This window comes from Cylindrospermopsis curvispora GIHE-G1, from assembly GCF_014489415.1.
Taxonomy (GTDB): Bacteria; Cyanobacteriota; Cyanobacteriia; order Cyanobacteriales; family Nostocaceae; genus Raphidiopsis; species Raphidiopsis curvispora_A.
Genome location: NZ_CP060822.1, coordinates 1,363,122 through 1,385,072, shown reverse-complemented (window position 1 = coordinate 1,385,072; position 21,951 = coordinate 1,363,122). Strand labels below are relative to the sequence as shown.

Sequence of the window (21,951 nt, the reverse complement as noted above, 5' to 3'; positions counted from 1 at the left end):
CTAATAGTCTTCGGGATATATTGGGATAAAATATGCACGAATTAGGAATAACTCGTAACATAATTGCCATAGTTAAGGAAAATGCCCACAACCATCGGGTTAAGCGGGTGACGTTGGAAATAGGTAAATTATCTGCCATAATGCCAGATGCTATAGAATTCTGTTTCGATATCTGTGCCCAGGGTACAATAGTTGAAGGAGCAAAATTAGAAATTATAGAAGTCCCTGGAATGGCCAGATGTCAACAATGTGGGGTCACATTTACGGTAGATAAACCTTTTGGAATCTGTCAATGTGGTAGTGTAGGATTGGATTTAATTACAGGTGAAGAATTAAAAATTAGGGAAATAGAAGTGGAGGAATTATGTGTGTAACCTGCGGATGTGATGGCAATCAAGAAACCAAAATTACCAATATGAGTCCCCATTCCCCCAATGGAGATTATCATACCCATACCCTAGCTGATGGAACTCTAATTGAACATGCTCACCAACATGACCAATCTCCAGCAAATATTCATGCTAAAATTCACCATACAACCATATCACTAGAACAGGAAATTTTAGGCAAAAATAATTTAATAGCTGCTCAAAATAGAGGGTGGTTTAAAGGGCGAAATATCCTAGCTCTAAACCTGATGAGTTCTCCAGGTGCAGGTAAAACCACTCTGTTAACTCGCACAATTAATGACTTAAAACACAAGTTAAATATTAGTGTAATCGAAGGAGATCAGGAAACCACTAACGATGCACAAAAAATCCAATCCACAGGTTGCAAGGTAATACAAATAAATACGGGTACAGGTTGTCATTTAGATGCAGCTATGATAGAAAGGGGAATACAGGAACTTCAACCTCCCTTGGATTCTGTATTGATGATAGAGAATGTGGGCAATTTAGTCTGTCCCGCATTATTTGACCTGGGGGAGCAGACTAAGGTTGTCATTCTCTCAGTTACAGAAGGGGAAGATAAACCCATGAAATACCCCCACATCTTTCGTCTCAGTGATGTTATGATCCTGACTAAAATAGATTTATTGCCCTATGTACAGTTTGATGTGGAAAAATGTATTGACTATGCGAAAAAGGTTAATCCCCACATTCGGGTTTATCAAGTTTCTGCTACCACTGGTGCAGGCTTAGATAATTGGTATGGCTTTTTGTCTCATCACACCCTCGCTCCTTCCTTTAAGAATGCCCTTGGGTCGCCTTCAACATGTGATAGGTAACTATCAATTGTGTTATTGCCAATGGATAACTTTGCAAAGTTTCCCCAGTTGTGCCAGCAATCTTACCCAGTTCAGGATTAATTTCGCGATCGCACACATTTTTAAGATATGGCATATCATTACACATAACATGCTCTATTTTATTAACCTGTTCTAAAGTGGCGTGTCCATCAACTTCTAACACATCAACTGGTTTACCCATATCCCTATCCAGTCCCAAACGCACGGGTGATTCTGAGTCGTCATTATCTGGATGAAGAATTTGAGTAAAATCAGGATGGGGAATAGTAGGGCGCAAGATTAACCGCACATTAAGATGTCCACCATTTTCCGTTTCATTGTCATTGGGGGGATAGAAGGTAACTACAATGTCAGACCATTGACGTTGAGGACGAATAAACTGCTCCGAATCTGGTTCCCGCTTTTCTAATTCTGCTAACACTTGTTCTTGGGTATAACCCCGCTTTTGGGTATCTCTTTTGATCTTCCAATCAGCTCGTAGAGATTCTGGAGGAGCTAGATAGACTTTGACATCATAAGCGTCACGTGCAGCACGGGTAGAATAGCCCAGTAACCCTTCAATAATGACAAACTTATTCGGTTTAATGTATTGAGGTGGTTCAAAGGTTCCTGTTTTATGACTATAGACCGGTTTGAGTATAGACTGTCCTGTGCGCAGAAGAGCCAGGTGTTGTTGCATAATGTCCAGATAATTACAGTCTGGATGAAGAGCAGTAATGCCAATTTCTGCCCTTTGCTGACGGTCATACCGGTGATAATCATCAGTGCAGATGAGAGTTACATTTTCTGGTCCTAGCACCTGGGCTATACCCCTAGTGAGGGTAGTTTTTCCTGCAGCGCTATCACCGACAATACCAAGAATAATTGGACGACTCATCTTTACCCCCTTAAATACAAACCGCTGATGATATCACATAATAACACCTGGTTCTCCAAGAACATTTTTTAGATTATCTTTACAGATTATAAGTTCAAACCTGGGAACGAAGATCAACTTTTTGCATGACCGCAACATCTCTCAACATATTCAGCTCTGCTCCCAGTGCGCAGAAGATATAATGGCTAAAAATCACCCTTATACCATACCATGACAAATCAAACCTTGGGTTTAGGAACGGATATATATAATTATCTCCTGAGAAACTCCCTGCGCGAACTGGATATTCTCAGCGAATTACGTCGAGAAACTGCCAAGCTGCCAATGTCCATGATGCAGATCTCCCCAGAGCAGGGACAATTTATGGCACTGCTAATTAAAATCTTAGGAGCAAAAAAAACCTTAGATATAGGGGTATTCACAGGTTACAGTTCCCTAGTAGTGGCTTTGTCTTTACCTGATGATGGCAAAATCATTGCCTGTGATATCAGTGAAGAGTACACTAGTATGGCTCGAATATACTGGCAAAAGGCGGGAGTAGCAGATAAAATTGACCTACAACTAGCTCCAGCATTAGAAACTCTAGATAAACTATTAGCAGCAGGGGAAGGAGGAACCTTTGATTTTGCCTTTATAGATGCAGATAAGGCGAACTATGAAAATTATTACGAGCGATCGCTAGAACTAGTTAGACCTGGTGGATTAATTGCGGTGGATAATGTGCTTTGGTCAGGAAGAGTAGCAGATCCAGAAATACAAGACAACCAAACCAGCAAAATTCGTGCATTTAATCAAAAAGTACACCAAGATTCAAGAATCACCCTAAGTCTAGTCCCCATAGCAGATGGATTAACACTGGCGAGAAAAAATTAACAAATCAATATGTTAATCTATCACGTTGAGAGATTCTTGAGGAAAAGAAAATGTCAAAACTGAGGGTGGGGTTATTATTTGGTGGACGTTCTGGAGAACATGAAGTTTCCATAGTTTCAGCAGGAGCAATTGCCAAGGCCTTGACTACGGGAGAGAATAGCCAAAAATATGAGGTGTATCCATTTTACATTCAAAAGGACGGGGTATGGCAAGGGGAGGAAATAGCTAGAAAAGTCTTAGAATCGGGTTCAGCCCAAGAAAATACCCTTACCACGGTCAATTTATGGCAATTTCCTCAGAAATCTCCCCAAATTGATCTGTGGTTTCCCATACTCCATGGACCTAATGGAGAGGATGGAACCATTCAGGGGTTACTCACCTTAATGCAAGTACCTTTTGTCGGGTCTGGAGTTTTGGGGTCAGCCATGGGAATGGATAAAATTGCCATGAAAACAGCTTTTGCCCAAGCGGGGCTACCCCAAGTCCAATACCAAACCGTTACCAGATCACAAGTTTGGTCAAATCCCTGTGTGTTTCCTAAACTGTGCGACCAAATTGAGACCACATTGGGTTATCCTTGCTTTGTTAAACCAGCTAACCTAGGTTCATCCGTAGGTATTGCTAAAGTACGCTCCCGTCAAGAACTAGAAACTGCCCTAGATAATGCTGCTACCTATGATAGAAGGATTATAGTTGAAGCTGGAGTAGTTGCTAGAGAAGTAGAATGCGCAGTTTTGGGTAATGACCATCCCCAAGCTTCTGTAGTTGGTGAAATCACTTTTAATAGTGACTTTTACGATTATGAAACCAAATATACCCAGGGAAAAGCTGACCTGTTAATACCCGCACCCCTACCACAAACAGTAGTTGAACAAATTCAAGAAATGTCCCTAAAAGCCTTTGCAGCAGTTGATGCTGCTGGTTTAGCCAGGGTAGATTTCTTCTACGTGGAGTCCACCGGACAAATATTAATCAACGAAATTAACACCTTACCAGGATTTACATCCACAAGTATGTATCCCCAACTTTGGGCAAATACAGGGATTAGCTTTCCCCAACTGGTTGACCAATTGATTCAACTGGCAATTGAACGCCAACCAACCTCAGACCGATTGACAAATTGATAGATTGACGATACAATGCGAGATTGACCATGATTACAAATCAATAGTGCAATCGCCGACGTTATTATAGACGTAGGCGCGATAGAATTTGAAAGGAATAAATTTTGATAAAGGTCTAATGGCAGAAACACTATTTTTCAACGCTCTGCGGGAAGCAATTGACGAAGAAATGTCCCGCGATCCTAGCGTGTTTGTACTAGGCGAGGACGTGGGACACTACGGCGGTTCCTATAAAGTTACCAAAGACCTGTGTAAAAAGTATGGTGATCTGCGAGTCTTGGATACCCCCATCGCTGAAAATAGCTTTACCGGATTAGCTGTAGGTGCAGCCATGACGGGATTAAGACCTATAATCGAAGGTATGAACATGGGCTTTTTGCTCCTAGCATTCAACCAAATTTCCAACAATGCGGGAATGTTACGGTATACATCCGGTGGTAACTTTAAAATCCCCATGGTTATTCGTGGTCCAGGTGGCGTGGGTAGACAACTAGGAGCAGAACACTCCCAAAGACTGGAAGCCTACTTCCAAGCAGTTCCAGGCTTAAAAATTGTTGCCTGCTCCACACCCTATAACGCTAAGGGTCTATTAAAAGCAGCAATCCGGGATGATAATCCAGTGTTATTTTTTGAACACGTTTTGCTTTACAACTTAAAAGAAGATTTGCCTAGGGAAGAATACATCCTCCCCCTAGATAAAGCGGAGATAGTTCGTAAAGGAAAAGATGTAACTATTCTCACATATTCACGGATGCGTTATCATGTAATGCAAGCAGTGAAAACTTTGGAAAAACAGGGATATGACCCAGAAGTTATTGATTTAATTTCCTTGAAGCCTCTTGACTTTGACACCATTGGTGCATCAATTCGCAAAACTCACCGGGTGATAGTGGTGGAAGAGTGTATGAGAACAGGAGGAATTGGAGCAGAATTAACCGCCTCTATCAATGACAGATTGTTTGATGAACTAGATGCACCTGTATTGCGTCTGTCCTCCCAAGATATTCCCACACCTTACAACGGTAACCTAGAAAGGTTAACCATTGTCCAACCAGAACAGGTAGTGGAAGCAGTGGAAAAAATGGTCGCTTTGCGGGTTTAATAGCTTAAACTTTCGGTTATAAACCGCTGAGATTGAGTATCAGTAAATACCAAAGATACTCAATCTTACTTACCTTTTTTATGAGTGTGAATTAATTTTAGATCCCTATGCAAAAATACAAATCCGTATTAGCCTTAATCGTAATTTTACTTATTGCAGCAATAGTAGTGATTGTTAAAATTCCCGTGCCCTTGGGATTAGACCTGCAAGGGGGTTCTCAGTTAACAATTCAGGTGAAACCAACAGAGCAAATCAAAGAAATTACAGAGAGGGAGCTGGAAGCAGTTAAAAAGGTTGTAGAAGGGAGAATTAATGGTTTAGGAGTTTCTGAACCGATCATTCAAACCGTGGGCAAAGATAAGATTCTGGTCCAGTTACCCGGGGTAAATGACCCACAACAAGCGGAAAAGGTACTTGGTGGTACAGCACAACTAGAGTTTCGTCTACAAAAGCCAGATACGGAAACTTTATTACAGAGTTTAAGAGTATCTCAAGTGGATATAAAAAGTAAACAAGAGACTTTAAGAAAGGGAAAAGATGAAAATGCCATTGCTGCAAATCAAGCGGAATTAAAGAAAAACTATCAGGCGATCGCGGAGTTATTTGCCAGCACGGATCCACCCCTAACAGGTAAATACCTGAAAGATGCTTATGGAGAGCCTACCCAAGGAAACAATTGGAACGTGGCCCTGCGCTTTGACAATGAAGGTGGGGCCCTATTTGCCGAGTTGACCAAACAATTGGCAGGGACTGGACGGGGAATTGGTATTTTTTTAGACAATGAGTTAATTAGCTCTCCTACTGTAGGGGCAGAGTTTGCAGCCACTGGTATCACTGGTGGATCAGCAATTATTACGGGAAGGTTTCAAGCGGAAGAAGCAAATAATCTAGGTGTACAATTAAGGGGAGGAGCCTTACCCGTACCGGTGGAAATTGCCGAAAGAAGGACAGTAGGTGCTACCCTAGGTCAAGATAGTATTCAGAGTAGTATCTATGCTGGTATTGGAGGTTTAACCCTGGTTTTAGTATTTATGGTTTCATACTACAGATTACCGGGATTGATTGCGGATATTTCCCTAATCATCTACGCCATCTTAACCTGGGCCACATTTTGTCTATTAGGAGTCACCCTTACCCTACCGGGTATAGCAGGTTTTATCCTGAGTATTGGTATGGCGGTAGATGCTAATGTACTAATTTTTGAGCGTACCCGAGAGGAGTTAAGAGCTGGTAAAACTCTATATAGGTCTGTGGAATCTGGTTTTTACCGGGCATTTTCCAGCATTTTAGATAGTAATGTTACCACCTGGATTGCCTGCGCAGCACTATTTTGGTTGGGTTCTGGATTGGTAAAAGGATTTGCCCTCACTTTAGCATTAGGAGTTGCGGTTAGCATGTTTACCGCCATTACCTGTAGTCGCACTCTTATGTTTTTAGCTATATCCTTTCCAGCTTGGCGGAAGTTAGCGTTGTATGTTCCTAAATTAGCAGATAGAACCGAGATAGTCAAATGAGATTACATGTTAACAAGTGGCGAAATATCTGGTGGGTTGTTTCATTAGTGATTATTATCAGTGGAATTATATCCATGGTGATTTCTTGGCAAACACCCACTATTAAAGCTCCTTTACGTCCTGGATTAGATTTCATTGGTGGTACCAGATTACAACTAGTGAGGGATTGTAAACAACCTAATAACTGCGATCGACCCATAGATATTAACGTGGTGCGGGAAGTTGCCAAAGAGCAGGATTTAGGGGAAAGTAGCATACAGCTGATTTCCGACAATGGTGAGCAAAATGGCATCACCATTAGAACAAAAAACTTAGATACGGATCAGCGCCTTAGATTACAAAGTGCCCTGAGCCAAAAAGTTGGTGTTTTTGACCCACAAAAAAACCAAATTGACGATGTGGGTCCAACCCTAGGTGGAGAACTGTTCAGGTCTGGAATTATTGCTTTAATAGTTTCTTTTATTGGGATTACAATTTACCTAGCTTTGAGATTTCAATGGGACTATGCAGTTTTTGCCATAATTGCCCTCTTGCATGATATTTTGATTACAGTGGGTATATTTTCCATTTTTGGTTTAGTTTTTGGTATAGAAGTAGATAGTTTATTTATCGTAGCATTGCTGACAATTACGGGATTTTCTGTTAACGATACGGTTGTAATTTATGACCGGATTAGGGAAAACCTCAAAAACAGTCCCCACATACCCATTGATAAGATTGTGGATGATGCAGTAGATCAAACCTTAACTAGATCAATAAATACCACCCTAACTACCATGTTATCATTGGTGGCTATTTTTATATTTGGTGGGGAAACGTTGAAGTATTTTTCCCTAGCCTTGATTATTGGTTTTGGGGCGGGTGTGTATTCCAGCATTTTTATTGCCAGTACCCTTTTAACCCTGTGGAGAGAAAGAAGCAGCGTTCAAACCTACACCGAAATGGAAACTTAGGGTTACCCGGGGGAATTATTATCCCCCCAGAAATCATTTCATCCGGAAATCTTTCAACAGAAAAGGCATTATCATACCAGTAGTTAAACTGCTAATGGTAATAGGAATACATAGGGGAATTGAAGTCTGTGCTAATAGCACTAATAATACCACACCGAAACTGGAAGCAATGATAGTTTGACGAGTAAAATATAGGGGATCGCGAAATAATTTACCTTTGCACAATAGTTTGAGCGAAAACCAACCTAATTCTAACATATTTACTCCTAATAATTACCCAGAAAGTTTAATAGTAGTAATCCTAATATCAAAGTGGGAATTACCCCAGCAGGTGCGAACAAACTGCCAATTATGGCTGCGAATTTAAAACCTAAATCTTTACCTGCAATCATCATTCCCCCCAGGGCACCACCAACCATAGATAAAATGACAGCAATCACTAACCAAGTAGAGATTGTTGCCCAATTGATATCCGTATTTAGGCTAGATATAAATACTCTAACTCCCGGATCGTTGAACAGGTCTATCATGTTTATTTCCTCCCTGTGATGATATAGGTATAGCAAGATAGGCGATCGCAATATTATTATGCAGAATCGCATATTCTTGGGGATATTTTTGGTAATTAAAAACTTTTAGTGCTTTAAGGACTGTAGGATTTGTTAACCTCTCCCCAGTTGAGCATGAGCAGCTAAAATAATTTTTTCCGTTTCCTCCCAACTAATACATTGGTCAGTTACAGAGACACCATACTTTAACCCCTCCCGGTTACCATTGATTGGCTGATTACCTTCATATAAATTTGATTCCAGCATCATACCCACAATAGAGGTATTACCATCAACTATTTGCCCAATAGCACTTTCTAAGACCCGAGATTGCAATCTATAGTCTTTATTGGTATTACCATGACTACAATCAATAACGATTCTTGATGGTAAACCTGCTGTTTTCAACTGCTCTTCTACCAATCTCACATTATGTGGATCATAGTTGGGTTTAGTGCCCCCTCGCAAAATTACATGACCATGGGAATTGCCTCGGGTTTCAAATACACTGACCTGTCCTTTTTGATTAATGCCTAAAAAATGGTGAGTGCTCTGGGCAGATTTGAGAGCATTCAAGGCCACATTAATATTGCCGTCTGTGCCATTTTTAAAACCTACTGGCATGGAAAGACCACTGGCCATTTCTCGGTGGGTCTGTGATTCTGTTGTTCTTGCTCCAATTGCTGACCAACTCACTAGTTCGCTAATATATTGGGGAATAATTGGATCTAATGCTTCCGTTGCTGTGGGTAGTCCTAATTCTGCTAGTTTTAATAGCAAACTACGGGCAATTAAAATTCCCTTTTCTACTTTGAAGGAATCATCCATGTCTGGGTCGTTAATTAGTCCCTTCCATCCAACAGTAGTTCTGGGCTTTTCAAAGTAAACCCGCATGATTAATAGCAACTTATCATGGACTTTATGTGCTAGGAGTTTTAACTTTTCTGCATATTCTATAGCAGCTTGTGGATCATGAATAGAACAGGGGCCAACTACAATGAATTTTCTGCTGTCTTGAAAATCTAAAATATTCTCTAGTTCTTCTCTATACTGTAAAATCGTGTGCTCAGCGGATTTGGTTAAAGGTAGTTTTTCTTTAACTTGACTGGGGGTTGGTAAAACGTGGGAACTCTTAATGTTGGTGTTGACTAATTTGTTGATCATGATGCAAACTCTGGATGGGTGCCACATTTTTTCAGTGTAAACTAACACTATACACATTTTTGCTGAAAATTTCAACCACTCCCCTAATTCTTCCAGTAATTGGTAAACTTAACATAAATAACGGTGTTGCGAGCAAAATAACTATGCCAGCGAATTCCTGGACAGATCAGGACTCATATACAGCAAATTCTGATGGTCTAGACTCCCTGCTATCTGACCTTTCAGCCCAGGGGAAATCCAAAAATGGGATTAAGGATATTTGCTCTTCATCCCGCTTTCAAGGACGCAGACCTAAGGCCATCTTGGTCCTAACTATGGTTTGGGGGGGAACTATTGCTTTACATTTAGTTTCCTGGGGTTTTGTTTTTATTCTGGGCCTCACCACCATCTTGGGTGTTCATGCTCTCAGAATTATTTTTGTCAGACCCCGCCACCACCATAAGCACATACAAGGAGATTTACCCTCTGTATCGGTCTTAGTCTCAGCTAAAAACGAACAGTCAGTTATTGCTAGATTGGTGCACAATCTTTGTAGTCTGGAATATCCCCATGGCGAATATGAGGTCTGGATTATTGATGACCATAGCACAGACAAAACTTCTGAGATACTAGCACAACTACAGCAAGATTATAAACAACTCAATGTCTTTCGCCGAGATGCTAATGCTACCGGTGGAAAATCTGGGGCGTTAAATCAGGTTTTACCCATGACTAAGGGTGAAATTATTGCCGTGTTTGATGCTGATGCTCAAGTTAATTCGGACTTATTGGTACAGGTTATACCTACTTTTCAACGAGAAAAGGTCGGTGCTGTACAAGTGAGAAAGGCGATCGCCAATGCTAAGGAAAATTTTTGGACTAAGGGACAAATGGCGGAAATGGCTGTTGATACCTGGTTCCAACAACAACGCACTGCTATTGGTGGCTTGGGTGAATTGCGGGGTAATGGTCAGTTTGTGCGTCGGGAAGCTCTCAATAGCTGTGGTGGGTGGAATGAGGAAACTATCACTGATGATTTGGATTTAACTATTCGCTTAAATCTAACTGGTTGGGATATAGAATGTATGTTCTATCCACCTGTACTGGAAGAAGGTGTGACCAATGTAGTGGCCCTTTGGCATCAACGCAGTCGTTGGGCTGAGGGTGGATACCAGCGTTATTTAGATTACTGGGATCTCATCCTCAAGGGTCGCATGAGAGCAGGTAAAACCCTTGATTTACTGATTTTTATGCTGATTATGTATATTATACCCACAGCAGCAGTACCGGATTTACTTATGTCTCTGATTCGCCATCGTCCCCCTATATTAGCGCCCATTACCGGTTTATCTGTAACTATGTCTTTTATTGGCATGTTCTCTGGTTTAAAGCGCACTCGACAAGATCAGAAAAACTCTAATTACTTTACGCTACTTTTACAAACTATTCGTGGCAGCATTTATATGTTGCACTGGTTAGTGGTTATGAGTAGCACTACGGCTAGGGTGTCACTGCGTCCTAAACACCTCAAGTGGGTTAAGACGGTACATACTGGTTCCCAACATTAATAAAACCTGCATACAGGGTTGGTTGAGAAGGAATCTACTTCAGCGGTAGTTCCTTGGCTTCCATCCCGAAAAACCATAACCTCAAAGTCTGGATGCAAACAAAGCAGCACCTATTAGTCCCACCTGTTCGTTGACAATTATGTGTACTGGGATATTTTGGAGTAGGGAGGTCATAGTACCCCCCTCAACAAAATTTTTCAGGAAGTTGCCATTTTGCATCAGAGGTAAATTCCTAGGAGCTATACCACCAGCAATATATAATCCTCCATAGGGTAATAGTTTTAAAGCAAAATTGTGGGCTTCCGCACCATAACAACTGACAAATATTCTCATTGTTTCTATGGACAGGCGATCGCTGTTATTGAGCGCTGCAGTGCCAATAGCAGCTCCTGGATCAGATCCTCCCTGACCGTTTTCCCAGTTTGTGACAACTTGAGCGATTTCTGGGTTTTCCGCTTCTTGGGTTGTATCTCTGAGGAACTGGTAAATGGAAATTATCCCTAACCCGGAAACCACCCTTTCTATGGAGGAGCGAGCAATCCCATACTTATTGAGAATATATTGTAATAGTCTAAATTCTAATTCATTCCTGGGAGCAAAGTCTCCATGACCACCCTCTGTGGCAAAAACCTGATAATTTTCACCTTGTTGAATTAAAAATGCTTCTCCTAAACCTGTCCCCGCTCCAATTACTCCTATTGGTGCACCGGGTTGGGGTGGGACATCTTGTAGCGTAATTAAATCCTGGCTTTGTAAACCTAAAATGCCATAACCCACAGCTGCAAAATCATTAATCAGAGACACTGTGGGTATATTCAGTTCCTGTGCCAGTCTTTCCCCCTCCAAAAACCAGGAGAGATTAGTTAACTTCACCTTATTGTTTACCACAGGACCTGCGATCGCAAAACAGGCCCTTTCTGGGGCAAATATGGTTCCTGTAGCAGTTTGTCCCGCCTCTAAAAAGCGAATTACAATTGGTACTAAATCATCAAAATCTCCACTACGATAATTGTCCTCATATAAGGTGCGTAAACCCAGGGATGGGGAAAACTCCACTAATCTGAGTCGAGTTCCAGTACCACCTATATCTCCAGCTAGTAATTGCATAAGTGATGTTCTTGTGATTTATTAGTTAGTTTTCCTGTAATACAGCCAATATAATAGGAGTCAGTGGAAAATTCACCAACCATCTGTTTTATAGCAGATTATCTTTTACGATAGGAACAATTTACAATAATGGTTCAAGAACGCACGTTACCCAAATTTGACACCGCTACAGTCCAAATCACTAAAGAAGATGGGCTGGGACTATACGAGGACATGGTACTAGGACGCTATTTTGAAGATAAATGCGCAGAAATGTACTATCGGGGAAAAATGTTTGGGTTTGTCCATTTATATAATGGACAGGAAGCAGTTTCCAGTGGTATAATCAGGGGTGCAATGCGTCCTGGTGAGGACTTTGTTTCCAGTACCTATCGTGATCACGTCCATGCTTTGAGTGCAGGTGTGCCAGCTAGGGAAGTAATGGCAGAATTGTTTGGCAAGGCCACAGGATGTAGCAAAGGGCGTGGTGGTTCCATGCACATGTTTTCTGCTGAGCATCGGTTACTGGGTGGTTATGCTTTTGTGGCGGAAGGTATTCCGGTAGCATCAGGAGCAGCCTTTCAAAGTAAATACCGTCGAGAAGTGTTAGGAGATCAAAAAGCGGATCAAGTAACCGCTTGTTTCTTTGGTGATGGAGCTGCAAACAACGGTCAATTTTTCGAGACCCTAAATATGGCAGCACTGTGGAAACTGCCAATTCTGTTTGTGGTAGAAAATAACAAGTGGGCAATTGGTATGGCGCACGAACGGGCAACTTCGGATCCAGAAATTTACAAAAAAGCCAGTGTGTTTAACATGGTAGGAGTAGAAGTAGATGGCATGGATGTTTTAGCAGTGCGTCAAGTTGCCCAAGAAGCAGTAGCTAGAGCCCGTGCAGGGGAGGGACCAACTTTAATTGAGGCCCTTACCTATCGTTTCCGTGGTCACTCCCTAGCTGATCCTGATGAGTTGCGTAGTAAAGAAGAAAAAGAATTTTGGTTTTCTCGCGATCCCATTAAAAAGTTAGGTGCCTATTTAGTGGAGCATAATTTAGCGGTAGAATCAGATTTAAAACAGATTGAGAAGAAAATACAGAGTTTAATTGAGGATGCAGTCCGTTTTGCCCAGGAGAGTCCTGAACCTGACTCTAGTGAGTTATATCGCTTCATTTTTGCTGAAGACGAGTAAAAGCGAATAAGGCGCCTCCCCGGTTTCCAAAACCAGGGAGGCTCAATATTATGGTAGGGGATTAGCACCCATAAGAATGCGGAGGCGAGCTAGAATTTTTACCCATTAATCCTGGTATTATGGTTTAATTACCAAAGTGCCAGCAAGCATATCATGTAGGGCCTGTTTTTTCTCCGTGAAGGCTGCCATTATATAGCCTATCAGAAGAACCAGTCCTGAGAGAAATTTAGCAAAATACCTGCCAGTCGCTCTAGCAAAGGAAATTGGCTCGCCGTTCATATCGGTCACAACTATACCTAAAGCCTGCTTTCCTAAAGTTGCTTGCTTGTCAGAACTCTCGAAGATTGCAAAGTACAGCCAGTTCGCTACTATACTAACAACAATCGCAATAGCACCAGCTTTTTTGCCCAGAACAAATCCCAACAACGATCCTATAATTGATAGTATTATGGAATCAATAAGCCAGGCCAAAAATCTTGGCCAGAAAGCAGCGTACCTCATAACGGGTTCTCCCAGATAGTGTCAATTGACATAGTCAAAATACCGTAGATAGGAAACTACAGATCCATAAATTAAGAAAAATTTAATACTCGGAATCGCACCTTTCTTAGGTTTGTTGTGAATCCCCTGCGTCTTTAGACAGGGGAGTTGTCAATAAAGATCTCAATCGCCTCTAAACATGGCAAAATAGGGAGTTGTAATCGAAAAAAATATTGTTAAGGTAATTTTTAGTGACTTCAACTGCTCAATCTAAGACAAGTACACGCCGCGTAGTCTTCCCATTCACAGCCATTGTTGGTCAGGAAGAAATGAAACTAGCCCTGTTGCTAAATGTAATTGACCCTAAAATCGGTGGCGTAATGATTATGGGCGATCGCGGTACTGGTAAATCTACCACAATTCGGGCTTTAGCGGATTTATTGCCAGAGATTCCTGTAGTGGCTAATGATCCCTTTAACAGTGATCCTAGTGATCCAGATTTAATGAGTGATGAAGTGCGTCAACAAGTAGCCCAAGGCTTAGAAATTGCCATTGCTCATAAAAAGGTGCAAATGGTGGATCTACCACTGGGTGCAACAGAAGACCGGGTTTGTGGCACCATTGACATTGAAAAAGCCTTGTCCGAAGGTGTGAAAGCTTTTGAACCGGGTTTATTAGCTAAAGCTAATAGAGGTATTCTGTATGTGGATGAAGTCAACCTACTAGATGACCATTTGGTTGATGTATTGCTTGATTCTGCTGCTAGTGGTTGGAATACGGTGGAACGGGAAGGTATTTCCATTCGTCATCCAGCACGATTTGTATTGGTTGGTTCGGGAAACCCAGAAGAAGGGGAACTGCGTCCCCAGCTACTTGACCGGTTTGGCATGCACGCAGAAATTCACACTGTCAAAGAACCTGCTTTGCGGGTGCAAATTGTGGAACAACGCTCAGAATTTGATCAAAATCCGGCTCAGTTTTTAGACAATTATCAATTTCAGCAAGAGTCATTACAGAAGCAAATTGTCAGTGCACAGGAACTGTTACCAAGGGTGAATATTGATTATGACCTGCGAGTCAAAATTTCCGAGGTTTGTTCACAGTTAGATGTGGATGGATTAAGAGGTGACATTGTAACTAATCGTGCAGCTAAGGCTTTAACTGCATTTGAAATACGGACAGAAGTTACAGTTGAAGATATTCGTCGAGTCATTACGTTGTGCTTACGTCATCGTCTACGTAAAGATCCTTTAGAGTCTATTGATTCTGGTTATAAAGTAGAAAAGGCTTTTGCTCGTGTTTTTGGCGTGGAACTACCGGAGGATGTAGCAGGCAAAAATGGCACTGGGATCAAAACTGGGGCTAAAAGCTGAAAGGAAATTTCTACCCAGATAAAGGTCTGACTAGCTTTGGGTAGATCCTATAGAGCGGATAATTCCCCCTCTAAAAAGTTGTCCAAAATTGTCCATAAGTAGACAATTTTGGACAAAGGGAGCAGCATTAAATTCTTCTGAAATAACAAGCATATTTTATACTTTTTATACTTTAAAGTAAGATACAATTGACTGGTTAGAGAAACCTGCAAGCCAACTAATAGTGAGTGGTGGACAGAGGTTTTAGGTACGGTCCCCTTGCAGGTGGCCAGAGCCATAAACTATAATGAGAGTTAAAGGTAGCGCATCAAAACCAAAAGAATGGAATTGGAAGAGAGATCATCAAAACAAGAAGATTGCGATCAAACAATACTCCCAAGCAGGCTATAGGAAATGACACAAATGAAAGCAAACCCAGAACCATCCACAGATAAAACCTTGGACAGAGATTGTACAACCCTGTCTCGTCATGTTTTGCAACAGATGGAAAGCTTTGACTCCCAGGCCCAAGACTTAAGTGCCCTAATGAATCGCATTGCTTTAGCGGGTAAACTAATCGCCCGTAGATTCACCCGTGCAGGTCTAATGGAAGATGTTTTGGGTTTTACGGGAGAAACCAATATCCAGGGTGAAACCGTCAAAAAGATGGATATTTATGCCAACGAAGTATTCATATCCGTCTTCAAGCAAAGTGGACTAGTTTGCCGTCTTGCTTCCGAGGAAATGGAAAAACCCTATTATATTCCAGAAAACTGTCCAATTGGACGTTATACCCTATTGTATGATCCCATTGATGGTTCATCTAACACCGACATCAACTTGAGCTTAGGTTCAATTTTTTCCATTCGACAACAAGAAGGAACAGATTTAGACGGTGAAGCAAAAGACCTCTTAAACCATGGTAGAAAACAACTAGCAGCTGGATATATACTATACGGACCCAGTACTATGTTGGTATATAGCATAGGCAAAGGGGTACATTTTTTCACTTTAGATCCCAGTTTAGGAGAGTTTATTCTCACAGAAGAAAAAGTAAAAATTCCCCAACATGGTCCGGTATATAGTGTAAACGAAGGAAACTTTTGGCAGTGGGAAGAACCATTTAGGGAATATATTCGCTACGTTCACCGCACGGAAGGCTACACAGCACGTTATAGTGGGGCTATGGTTAGTGATATTCATCGGATACTAGTACAAGGTGGTGTATTTCTGTATCCTGGGACATTACAAAAACCAGAAGGTAAGTTAAGATTATTATATGAAAATGCACCCTTAGCATTTCTCATAGAACAAGCGGGAGGTCGTGCTAGTAATGGAAAAATAGACATTTTAGACTTAGTGCCAACCAAATTACACCAACGAACACCGCTAATTATAGGTAGTAAAGAGGATGTAGCCAAAGTGGAGTCATTTTTAGGCAAGGATTTAGCAGAGAAAGTTGCCAAGTCCTAACCTAGAAACTATGAAAGTTGATAGGGACCTAAAACTATTCCAGTCCCGCATGAACTCTTTAAAAGAGAAAATCAAGATATTGTCACCAGTATAGGTATTGTTAATGGAAGGGTACGGCCAGGAAATCTGGTTGGTGTAACCATTACATTAAGCATTACCTGATGTCAAATTAAAAATCTCAACCCTCAAACCCCTATGGTCAGTTTGTTAGAAAATCCCTTGCGCGTTGGGTTACAACAACAGGGGATGGCAGAACCCCAAATTATTGTGATTTTTGGTGCTTCCGGTGATTTAACCTGGCGTAAACTCGTTCCTGCTCTGTTCAAACTCCGTCGAGAAAGACGCATTCCCCCAGAAACCACCATTGTGGGTGTGGCCCGTCGCGACTGGAGTCATAACTATTTTCGGGAACAGATGGAAAAAGGTATGCGAGAAGCCCATCCTAAAGTCGAATTAGGAGAGCTTTGGCAGGACTTTTGTCAAGGTTTATTCTACTGTGCAGGTGATATAGACAACCCAGAAAGTTATCAAAAACTGAAAAATTTCCTTGCCGAACTTGACCCCCAACGGGGAACAAGGGGGAATCGGATGTTTTACCTTTCGGTTGCTCCCAATTTTTTCCCAGAAGCAATTAAGCAATTGGGGGGAGCGGGAATGTTAGAAGACCCATACAAACACCGTTTAGTCATTGAAAAACCCTTTGGTAGAGATTTAGCATCAGCACAAAGCCTGAACCAAGTAGTACAAAAGGTTTGTAAAGAGAACCAGGTCTACCGTATCGACCACTATTTGGGCAAAGAAACCGTTCAAAATTTGCTAGTGTTCCGATTTGCCAATGCTATCTTTGAACCCCTGTGGAATAGGCAATTTGTGGATCATGTGCAAATCACCGTTGCTGAAACCGTAGGTGTGGAAGATCGGGCAGGATACTACGAAAACTCTGGAGCCTTACGGGATATGCTGCAAAATCACCTGATGCAGCTTTATTGTTTGACAGCTATGGAAGCGCCTAATTCCATGGATGCAGATAGTATTCGTACGGAAAAAGTAAAGGTATTACAAGCTACTAGATTGGCTGATGTGAATAACTTATCCCGTTCTGCTATTCGGGGACAATATAGTGGGGGGTGGATGAAAGGACAACCAGTTGCTGGTTATCGGGAAGAACCGGGGGTGGATCCTAAGTCAACAACACCTACTTACGTAGCCATGAAATTTGTGGTGGATAACTGGAGATGGCAAGGAGTACCTTTTTACCTGCGAACTGGTAAAAGGATGCCCAAAAAAGTGAGTGAAATTTCTATTCATTTTCGGGAAGTTCCTTCCAGAATGTTCCCTTCTGCGGCCTTACAAGCAAATGCTAATATTTTAACCATGCGGATCCAACCCAATGAGGGTATTTCCCTACGTTTTGACGTAAAAATGCCCGGTGGAGATTTCCGCACTCGTTCTGTGGATATGGATTTCACTTACGGTTCTTTTGGTATAGAAGCCACATCAGATGCTTATGACCGACTCTTTTTAGACTGTATGATGGGGGATCAAACCCTATTTACTCGTTCAGATGAAGTGGAGGCAGCTTGGCGTGTAGTAACACCTGCGCTTTCCGTATGGGATTTACCATCGGATCCTGACACTGTGCCTCAATACGAAGCAGGTACTTGGGAACCAGCAGAAGCGGAATTACTGATTAATCAAGATGGTCGTCGTTGGCGCAGACTATAGAATCGCAAATCCAAACAGACAAGTGCAAAAATATGGTAACTGAAACTTCTACAATTTATTCCCTGCAAGCACCTAAAGACATTTCCGTGACGGATATTGAAAATGAACTGGCTCAGATTTGGCAAAGTTACGGTATTCAGGGTGAAAATGGAACTTTACCAGCAGCTATCCGTGCTACCACGTTTACTCTAGTGGTGTATGAGCCAGAAGAAACCCAATATCTATTGGCAGCAACTGGTTTTTATACTGGTCCGATTGATGGTATTTTGGGACCTCACACCAAAACTTCTATTCGAGAGGTTCAGAAAAAACACGGACTGTTGGAAACTGGTATTCCCACACCAGAAACCATTACTGTATTACGGGAAGAATATTTCAAACTTCAGCATAGTGGAGAACACGGAGACAGTCATGGTGCGGCCATGGGTTATACTCACAGTCCTACCAGTCCCACCATTGCTGATGAAATCGCCTTGCGTAACCCTTGTCGAATTATTACTTTATGTCCCATCGCAGGGGAAGATGAAGGGGTAAAAGCACAGGTTTCTGCTTATTGTCCAATTCAAAAACAAAGTTCCAGCACCCTGGTTTGTTGTGAATATATCACCCTCACGGGAACTACCACAGCGCTGGAACGAATTGGTGGTATGATCCCAGCCTTATTAATTGGCGGATTGCCCAAATTTTTATGGTGGAAAGCTACTCCTGACTCCCAAAACCCCCTATTTAAGAGATTAGCAGCAGTTTGTAATAATGTAATTGTTGATTCCTGTAACTTTAATTCTCCCGAAAAGGATTTATTGACTCTACAGGATTTGGCAGATACGGGTGTACCACTGGCTGACTTAAATTGGCGGAGACTTTCTGCATGGCAGGAACTAACCGCTGAAGCTTATGATGCGCCTCAACGTAGGGCAGCTTTAAGGCAAGTTGATCGGGTGAATATTGATTATGAAAAGGGCAATCCCGCTCAAGCCTTATTATTTTTGGGTTGGTTAGCCAGTCGTTTAGAATGGGAACCGGTTTCTTATCAGAAGGAATCGGGGGACTATGACATTACCAATATTGTTTTTGTATCTAAGGATCAAAGACAAATAGCAGCTGAGTTGGCGGGTGTTCCAGTTGCTGATATTGGTGAAATCATAGGTGATTTAATTGCTCTACGATTGAGTTCTTCTAATCCTGAAGCTAATTGTGGTACAGTGATTTGCACGGAAACTGGCGGATGTATGAGAATGGAAACTCAGGGTGGAGCCCAAAGTGCTGGATTGTTTCAACAGGTTAATTCCCTTGCAGAACAAAAACCAGAGTTCTTATTAAGTCAACAAGTGCAACGTTGGGGTCGTGAAGCTTTGTTTGAAGAAAGTTTACAGGTAATTACCAAAACCATGAAGTTGCTTTAGTTACACCGGTTTTTTAACCAGTATTAACCACAGGGAAAATACTGGTTAAAGAGAGCTAATTCTATTGCGTAATTCAATCAAATCGGGTACGGATTAATATCAAGGTAATTCAACGCCCAATCAAAAAAATTGTCTAGACTAATGTATTTGGATTTCTGGCGTTGCATAGCTTTTTGAATATCTTTACCATGAAACCAATGTTCCAGATATTTTGCATGCCAATAATTGTCAATTAAGTCAGCATCCTATCAGGAGGGCTTTAAATTTGAGACAATTCTTGCCATAATATAGCTTTAGCCAAAGCACTATGGATAAAGTTGATGAGTAGGCTTCTTGGTTTATCTCGTACCTCTGCAGCCATACAACTGCTAAAATCCATTAGTAACGAACCTTCAGTGATTTTTGAGAAATGAATCTTGAACAAAAAGATCCTTGTTTTGAAAGGTTGCTCACTTACATTAGACAAAACCGAGGTTTTGACTTTACCGGTTATAAACGATCTACCTTAGTCCGGAGAGTAACTAAACGCATTCAAGCACTAAATATAGATAATTTTATAGACTATATGGACTATCTGGAAGTTGATCCAGAAGAATTTAATAATCTGTTTAATACCATTTTAATCAATGTAACTGATTTTTTTCGGGACGTTTCAGCTTGGGATTACTTGGGAAATCAAGTGATCCCTAATATTATTAAAAGCAAAAAAAAGAATGAACAAATTCGTATATGGTGTGCTGGTTGTGCTTCCGGGGAAGAAGCTTATACCCTAGCTATACTGATGGCTGAAAATCTGGGTGCAGAAGATTTTCGTCAGCGAGTAAAAATTTATGCTACAGATATAGATGAAGAAGCTCTTAATCAGGCTCGACAGGCATTATTCCCTGTTAAAAGTGTTGAATCCGTACCTAGAAAATTCCGTGATAAGTATTTTGATTTAACGGGAAGTAATTATATTTTCCGTCAGGATTTACGCCGTTCTGTGATTTTTGGCAGGCACAATTTATTTATTGATGCTCCTATTTCTCGCCTAGACCTATTAGTATGTCGTAATACGTTAATGTATTTTAACTCTGAGATTCAGGGTCGTATTATGGCTAGGTTTCATTTCGCCTTGAATGATACTGGTTATCTGTTTTTAGGAAAAGCAGAAATGTTGTTAATGTATTCTAGTTTATTTATGCCTGTAGACATAAAAAATAGATTATTTACTAAGTTATCATCAACAAATATACGCGATCGCCTGCTAGTTATGGCCAACTCGGTAGATGACGAATCCAGTCGTCAGTTATCTCAAAACATTCGTCTGCGAGATTTAGCTTTTGAGTCAGCACCCGTAGCAGAAATAGTGATTGATATCAATGGTTTATTAATCATTATTAATGAAGCAGCTCGCAATTTATTTGGCTTGTCAAAAATGGATTTAGAGCGTCAGTTTTATGAGTTGGAGCTTTCCTATCGTCCCATAGAATTGCGTTCTTTAATTGAGCGAGCATATAATGAGCGTCGTCCCATTACTTTAAACAGTATAGAACGCTATGTTCCCAATTCGGAACAACAGTATTTTGATGTGTTAATTACACCCTTACAAGAGGATGATTTGAGTCTATTAGGAGTGAGCATTGCTTTTAATGACGTTACCCGTTATGTGGAGCTACAGGAAGCATTACAACGTTCTCGTCAAGAATTAGAAACGACCAATGAGGAACTGCAATCTACTAATGAAGAATTAGAAACGACCAATGAGGAACTGCAATCTACCAATGAAGAGCTGGAAACTACTAATGAGGAATTACAGTCCACTAATCAAGAACTAGAGACTATGAATGAAGAATTGCATTCTGCCAATGAGGAGCTGCAAACTATTAATCAAGAATTAAGCGAACGTACTTTAGAACTGAACCGAAACAATGTTTTTATCAATTGCATTTTCAAGAGTTTACAAAAAGGCATAGTAGTTATTGACAAAAACTTTAGCATTTTAAACTGGAACGAATTGGTAGAAGACTTATGGGGACTGCGTTATGATGAGGTAATCAATAAATCTCTATTTAGTCTGGATATTAGTTTACCCGTAGAGGAATTGCGAGCGCCCATTTTAGATATTCTCTCGGGGAAGACAGATTTCCAAGAAGTGCGCGTAGAATCTACCAATCGTCGAGGTAAAATTATTGAGTGTTATGTAGGTCTAACCCCTCTGATTGATAAAAAAATAGAGGGAGTGGTTTTAATTATGACCGGTTCTCAAAGTTGAGATAATTGAGATAAATTTTTTCCTCACAAGAAAATCGCC

The 21,951-nt window shown here is 41.1% G+C and carries 21 protein-coding genes; 14 read left to right on the top strand and 7 right to left on the bottom strand.

The genetic code is table 11. The features are described from left to right. Nucleotides 1–32 precede the first annotated feature (32 nt). Entirely contained in the window at nt 33–374 is a 342-nt protein-coding gene (gene hypA, locus IAR63_RS06410) for a hydrogenase maturation nickel metallochaperone HypA (RefSeq protein ID WP_187707002.1), read from the top strand. Further along, complete coding sequence (gene hypB, locus IAR63_RS06405) at nt 365–1,228, top strand: hydrogenase nickel incorporation protein HypB (protein WP_187707001.1); 864 nt, start codon at nt 365–367, stop codon at nt 1,226–1,228. Before hypA ends, hypB begins: the two co-directional genes overlap by 10 nt. On the opposite strand, the gene IAR63_RS06400 is transcribed toward hypB, so the two are convergent. Further along, complete coding sequence (locus IAR63_RS06400) at nt 1,188–2,126, bottom strand: phosphoribulokinase (protein WP_187707000.1); 939 nt, start codon at nt 2,124–2,126, stop codon at nt 1,188–1,190. The genes hypB and IAR63_RS06400 overlap by 41 nt on opposite strands. Before the next feature lie 210 nt (nt 2,127–2,336). Here IAR63_RS06400 and IAR63_RS06395 point away from each other — a divergent pair, with 210 nt between their 5' ends. The 5 genes from IAR63_RS06395 to secF all read left to right on the top strand — a co-directional run bounded on the left by IAR63_RS06395 (nt 2,337) and on the right by secF (nt 7,692). Then, the gene (locus IAR63_RS06395; protein ID WP_187706999.1) at nt 2,337–2,999 is read left to right on the top strand and encodes a class I SAM-dependent methyltransferase; all 663 of its coding nucleotides are present in this window, start codon (nt 2,337–2,339) and stop codon (nt 2,997–2,999) included. 50 nt (nt 3,000–3,049) lie between these two features. Continuing rightward, nucleotides 3,050–4,123 (top strand): D-alanine--D-alanine ligase family protein, encoded by a 1,074-nt coding sequence (locus IAR63_RS06390; protein WP_187706998.1) that lies wholly within the window; start codon nt 3,050–3,052, stop codon nt 4,121–4,123. A gap of 118 nt (nt 4,124–4,241) precedes the next feature. Next, on the top strand, nt 4,242–5,225 hold the full coding sequence (locus IAR63_RS06385) for an alpha-ketoacid dehydrogenase subunit beta (RefSeq protein WP_006276827.1): 984 nt from the start codon (nt 4,242–4,244) through the stop codon (nt 5,223–5,225). A 107-nt stretch (nt 5,226–5,332) separates the two neighbouring features. Further along, nucleotides 5,333–6,739 (top strand): protein translocase subunit SecD, encoded by a 1,407-nt coding sequence (gene secD, locus IAR63_RS06380; protein WP_096546900.1) that lies wholly within the window; start codon nt 5,333–5,335, stop codon nt 6,737–6,739. Next, nucleotides 6,736–7,692, top strand: a complete 957-nt coding sequence (gene secF / locus IAR63_RS06375) for a protein translocase subunit SecF (protein WP_187706997.1) — start codon at nt 6,736–6,738, stop codon at nt 7,690–7,692. The genes secD and secF overlap by 4 nt, the downstream gene beginning before the upstream one ends. A 33-nt stretch (nt 7,693–7,725) precedes the next feature. Here the strand turns inward: secF and IAR63_RS06370 are convergent, their stop codons facing one another. The 3 genes from IAR63_RS06370 to IAR63_RS06360 form a co-directional block, all read right to left on the bottom strand. Beyond that, nucleotides 7,726–7,950 (bottom strand): hypothetical protein, encoded by a 225-nt coding sequence (locus IAR63_RS06370; protein WP_187706996.1) that lies wholly within the window; start codon nt 7,948–7,950, stop codon nt 7,726–7,728. 8 nt (nt 7,951–7,958) lie between these two features. Next, nucleotides 7,959–8,222, bottom strand: coding sequence for an asr0689 family protein (locus IAR63_RS06365; RefSeq protein ID WP_187706995.1), 264 nt, complete (start codon nt 8,220–8,222; stop codon nt 7,959–7,961). Nucleotides 8,223–8,354: 132 nt separating this feature from the next. After that, on the bottom strand, nt 8,355–9,404 hold the full coding sequence (locus IAR63_RS06360) for a 3-deoxy-7-phosphoheptulonate synthase (protein WP_096547759.1): 1,050 nt from the start codon (nt 9,402–9,404) through the stop codon (nt 8,355–8,357). A gap of 143 nt (nt 9,405–9,547) precedes the next feature. Between IAR63_RS06360 and IAR63_RS06355 the strand changes: the two genes are divergently transcribed. Next, complete coding sequence (locus IAR63_RS06355) at nt 9,548–10,951, top strand: glycosyltransferase family 2 protein (RefSeq protein ID WP_096546892.1); 1,404 nt, start codon at nt 9,548–9,550, stop codon at nt 10,949–10,951. Between the two features lie 81 nt (nt 10,952–11,032). Here IAR63_RS06355 and IAR63_RS06350 read toward each other — a convergent pair whose 3' ends face one another. Then, complete coding sequence (locus IAR63_RS06350) at nt 11,033–12,058, bottom strand: glucokinase (RefSeq protein WP_187706994.1); 1,026 nt, start codon at nt 12,056–12,058, stop codon at nt 11,033–11,035. Between the two features lie 129 nt (nt 12,059–12,187). On the opposite strand from IAR63_RS06350, the gene pdhA reads away from it, so the two are divergent. Then, entirely contained in the window at nt 12,188–13,225 is a 1,038-nt protein-coding gene (gene pdhA, locus IAR63_RS06345) for a pyruvate dehydrogenase (acetyl-transferring) E1 component subunit alpha (RefSeq protein WP_187706993.1), read from the top strand. 117 nt (nt 13,226–13,342) lie between these two features. On the opposite strand, the gene IAR63_RS06340 is transcribed toward pdhA, so the two are convergent. Then, the gene (locus IAR63_RS06340) at nt 13,343–13,726 is read right to left on the bottom strand and encodes an RDD family protein (protein ID WP_187706992.1); all 384 of its coding nucleotides are present in this window, start codon (nt 13,724–13,726) and stop codon (nt 13,343–13,345) included. A 230-nt stretch (nt 13,727–13,956) separates the two neighbouring features. Between IAR63_RS06340 and bchI the strand changes: the two genes are divergently transcribed. Continuing rightward, nucleotides 13,957–15,078: a magnesium chelatase ATPase subunit I gene (bchI, locus tag IAR63_RS06335; RefSeq protein WP_187706991.1), complete on the top strand. Its 1,122-nt coding sequence runs from the start codon at nt 13,957–13,959 to the stop codon at nt 15,076–15,078. A 30-nt stretch (nt 15,079–15,108) separates the two neighbouring features. Here the strand turns inward: bchI and IAR63_RS18635 are convergent, their stop codons facing one another. Then, nucleotides 15,109–15,231, bottom strand: a complete 123-nt coding sequence (locus IAR63_RS18635) for a hypothetical protein (protein ID WP_268905687.1) — start codon at nt 15,229–15,231, stop codon at nt 15,109–15,111. Nucleotides 15,232–15,480: 249 nt separating this feature from the next. Here IAR63_RS18635 and fbp point away from each other — a divergent pair, with 249 nt between their 5' ends. The 4 genes from fbp to IAR63_RS06315 all read left to right on the top strand — a co-directional run bounded on the left by fbp (nt 15,481) and on the right by IAR63_RS06315 (nt 21,912). Then, complete coding sequence (fbp, locus tag IAR63_RS06330; RefSeq protein ID WP_187707383.1) at nt 15,481–16,530, top strand: class 1 fructose-bisphosphatase; 1,050 nt, start codon at nt 15,481–15,483, stop codon at nt 16,528–16,530. Between the two features lie 195 nt (nt 16,531–16,725). Then, nucleotides 16,726–18,255 carry a glucose-6-phosphate dehydrogenase gene (gene zwf, locus IAR63_RS06325; protein WP_187706990.1) on the top strand — a complete coding sequence of 510 codons (1,530 nt, stop codon included), beginning with the start codon at nt 16,726–16,728 and terminating at the stop codon, nt 18,253–18,255. Nucleotides 18,256–18,287: 32 nt separating this feature from the next. Beyond that, complete coding sequence (gene opcA, locus IAR63_RS06320) at nt 18,288–19,658, top strand: glucose-6-phosphate dehydrogenase assembly protein OpcA (protein WP_187706989.1); 1,371 nt, start codon at nt 18,288–18,290, stop codon at nt 19,656–19,658. A 409-nt stretch (nt 19,659–20,067) separates the two neighbouring features. Continuing rightward, complete coding sequence (locus tag IAR63_RS06315) at nt 20,068–21,912, top strand: CheR family methyltransferase (RefSeq protein ID WP_187706988.1); 1,845 nt, start codon at nt 20,068–20,070, stop codon at nt 21,910–21,912. Nucleotides 21,913–21,951: the final 39 nt, after the last annotated feature.

Excerpts from the sequence above, each read along its gene's own strand:
- IAR63_RS06395 (WP_187706999.1), top strand. The coding sequence starts at position 2,337 with ATGACAAATCAAACCTTGGGTTTAGGAACGGATATATATAATTATCTC.
- pdhA (WP_187706993.1), top strand. The coding sequence starts at position 12,188 with ATGGTTCAAGAACGCACGTTACCCAAATTTGACACCGCTACAGTCCAA.
- IAR63_RS06370 (WP_187706996.1), bottom strand. The coding sequence starts at position 7,950 with ATGTTAGAATTAGGTTGGTTTTCGCTCAAACTATTGTGCAAAGGTAAA.
- IAR63_RS06385 (WP_006276827.1), top strand. The coding sequence starts at position 4,242 with ATGGCAGAAACACTATTTTTCAACGCTCTGCGGGAAGCAATTGACGAA.
- IAR63_RS06340 (WP_187706992.1), bottom strand. The coding sequence starts at position 13,726 with ATGAGGTACGCTGCTTTCTGGCCAAGATTTTTGGCCTGGCTTATTGAT.
- IAR63_RS06360 (WP_096547759.1), bottom strand. The coding sequence starts at position 9,404 with ATGATCAACAAATTAGTCAACACCAACATTAAGAGTTCCCACGTTTTA.
- secF (WP_187706997.1), top strand. The coding sequence starts at position 6,736 with ATGAGATTACATGTTAACAAGTGGCGAAATATCTGGTGGGTTGTTTCA.
- fbp (WP_187707383.1), top strand. The coding sequence starts at position 15,481 with ATGAAAGCAAACCCAGAACCATCCACAGATAAAACCTTGGACAGAGAT.
- IAR63_RS06365 (WP_187706995.1), bottom strand. The coding sequence starts at position 8,222 with ATGATAGACCTGTTCAACGATCCGGGAGTTAGAGTATTTATATCTAGC.
- zwf (WP_187706990.1), top strand. The coding sequence starts at position 16,726 with ATGGTCAGTTTGTTAGAAAATCCCTTGCGCGTTGGGTTACAACAACAG.
- opcA (WP_187706989.1), top strand. The coding sequence starts at position 18,288 with ATGGTAACTGAAACTTCTACAATTTATTCCCTGCAAGCACCTAAAGAC.
- IAR63_RS06350 (WP_187706994.1), bottom strand. The coding sequence starts at position 12,058 with ATGCAATTACTAGCTGGAGATATAGGTGGTACTGGAACTCGACTCAGA.
- IAR63_RS06315 (WP_187706988.1), top strand. The coding sequence starts at position 20,068 with ATGAATCTTGAACAAAAAGATCCTTGTTTTGAAAGGTTGCTCACTTAC.
- IAR63_RS06355 (WP_096546892.1), top strand. The coding sequence starts at position 9,548 with ATGCCAGCGAATTCCTGGACAGATCAGGACTCATATACAGCAAATTCT.
- IAR63_RS06390 (WP_187706998.1), top strand. The coding sequence starts at position 3,050 with ATGTCAAAACTGAGGGTGGGGTTATTATTTGGTGGACGTTCTGGAGAA.
- secD (WP_096546900.1), top strand. The coding sequence starts at position 5,333 with ATGCAAAAATACAAATCCGTATTAGCCTTAATCGTAATTTTACTTATT.
- IAR63_RS18635 (WP_268905687.1), bottom strand. The coding sequence starts at position 15,231 with ATGCTTGTTATTTCAGAAGAATTTAATGCTGCTCCCTTTGTCCAAAAT.
- hypB (WP_187707001.1), top strand. The coding sequence starts at position 365 with ATGTGTGTAACCTGCGGATGTGATGGCAATCAAGAAACCAAAATTACC.
- IAR63_RS06400 (WP_187707000.1), bottom strand. The coding sequence starts at position 2,126 with ATGAGTCGTCCAATTATTCTTGGTATTGTCGGTGATAGCGCTGCAGGA.
- hypA (WP_187707002.1), top strand. The coding sequence starts at position 33 with ATGCACGAATTAGGAATAACTCGTAACATAATTGCCATAGTTAAGGAA.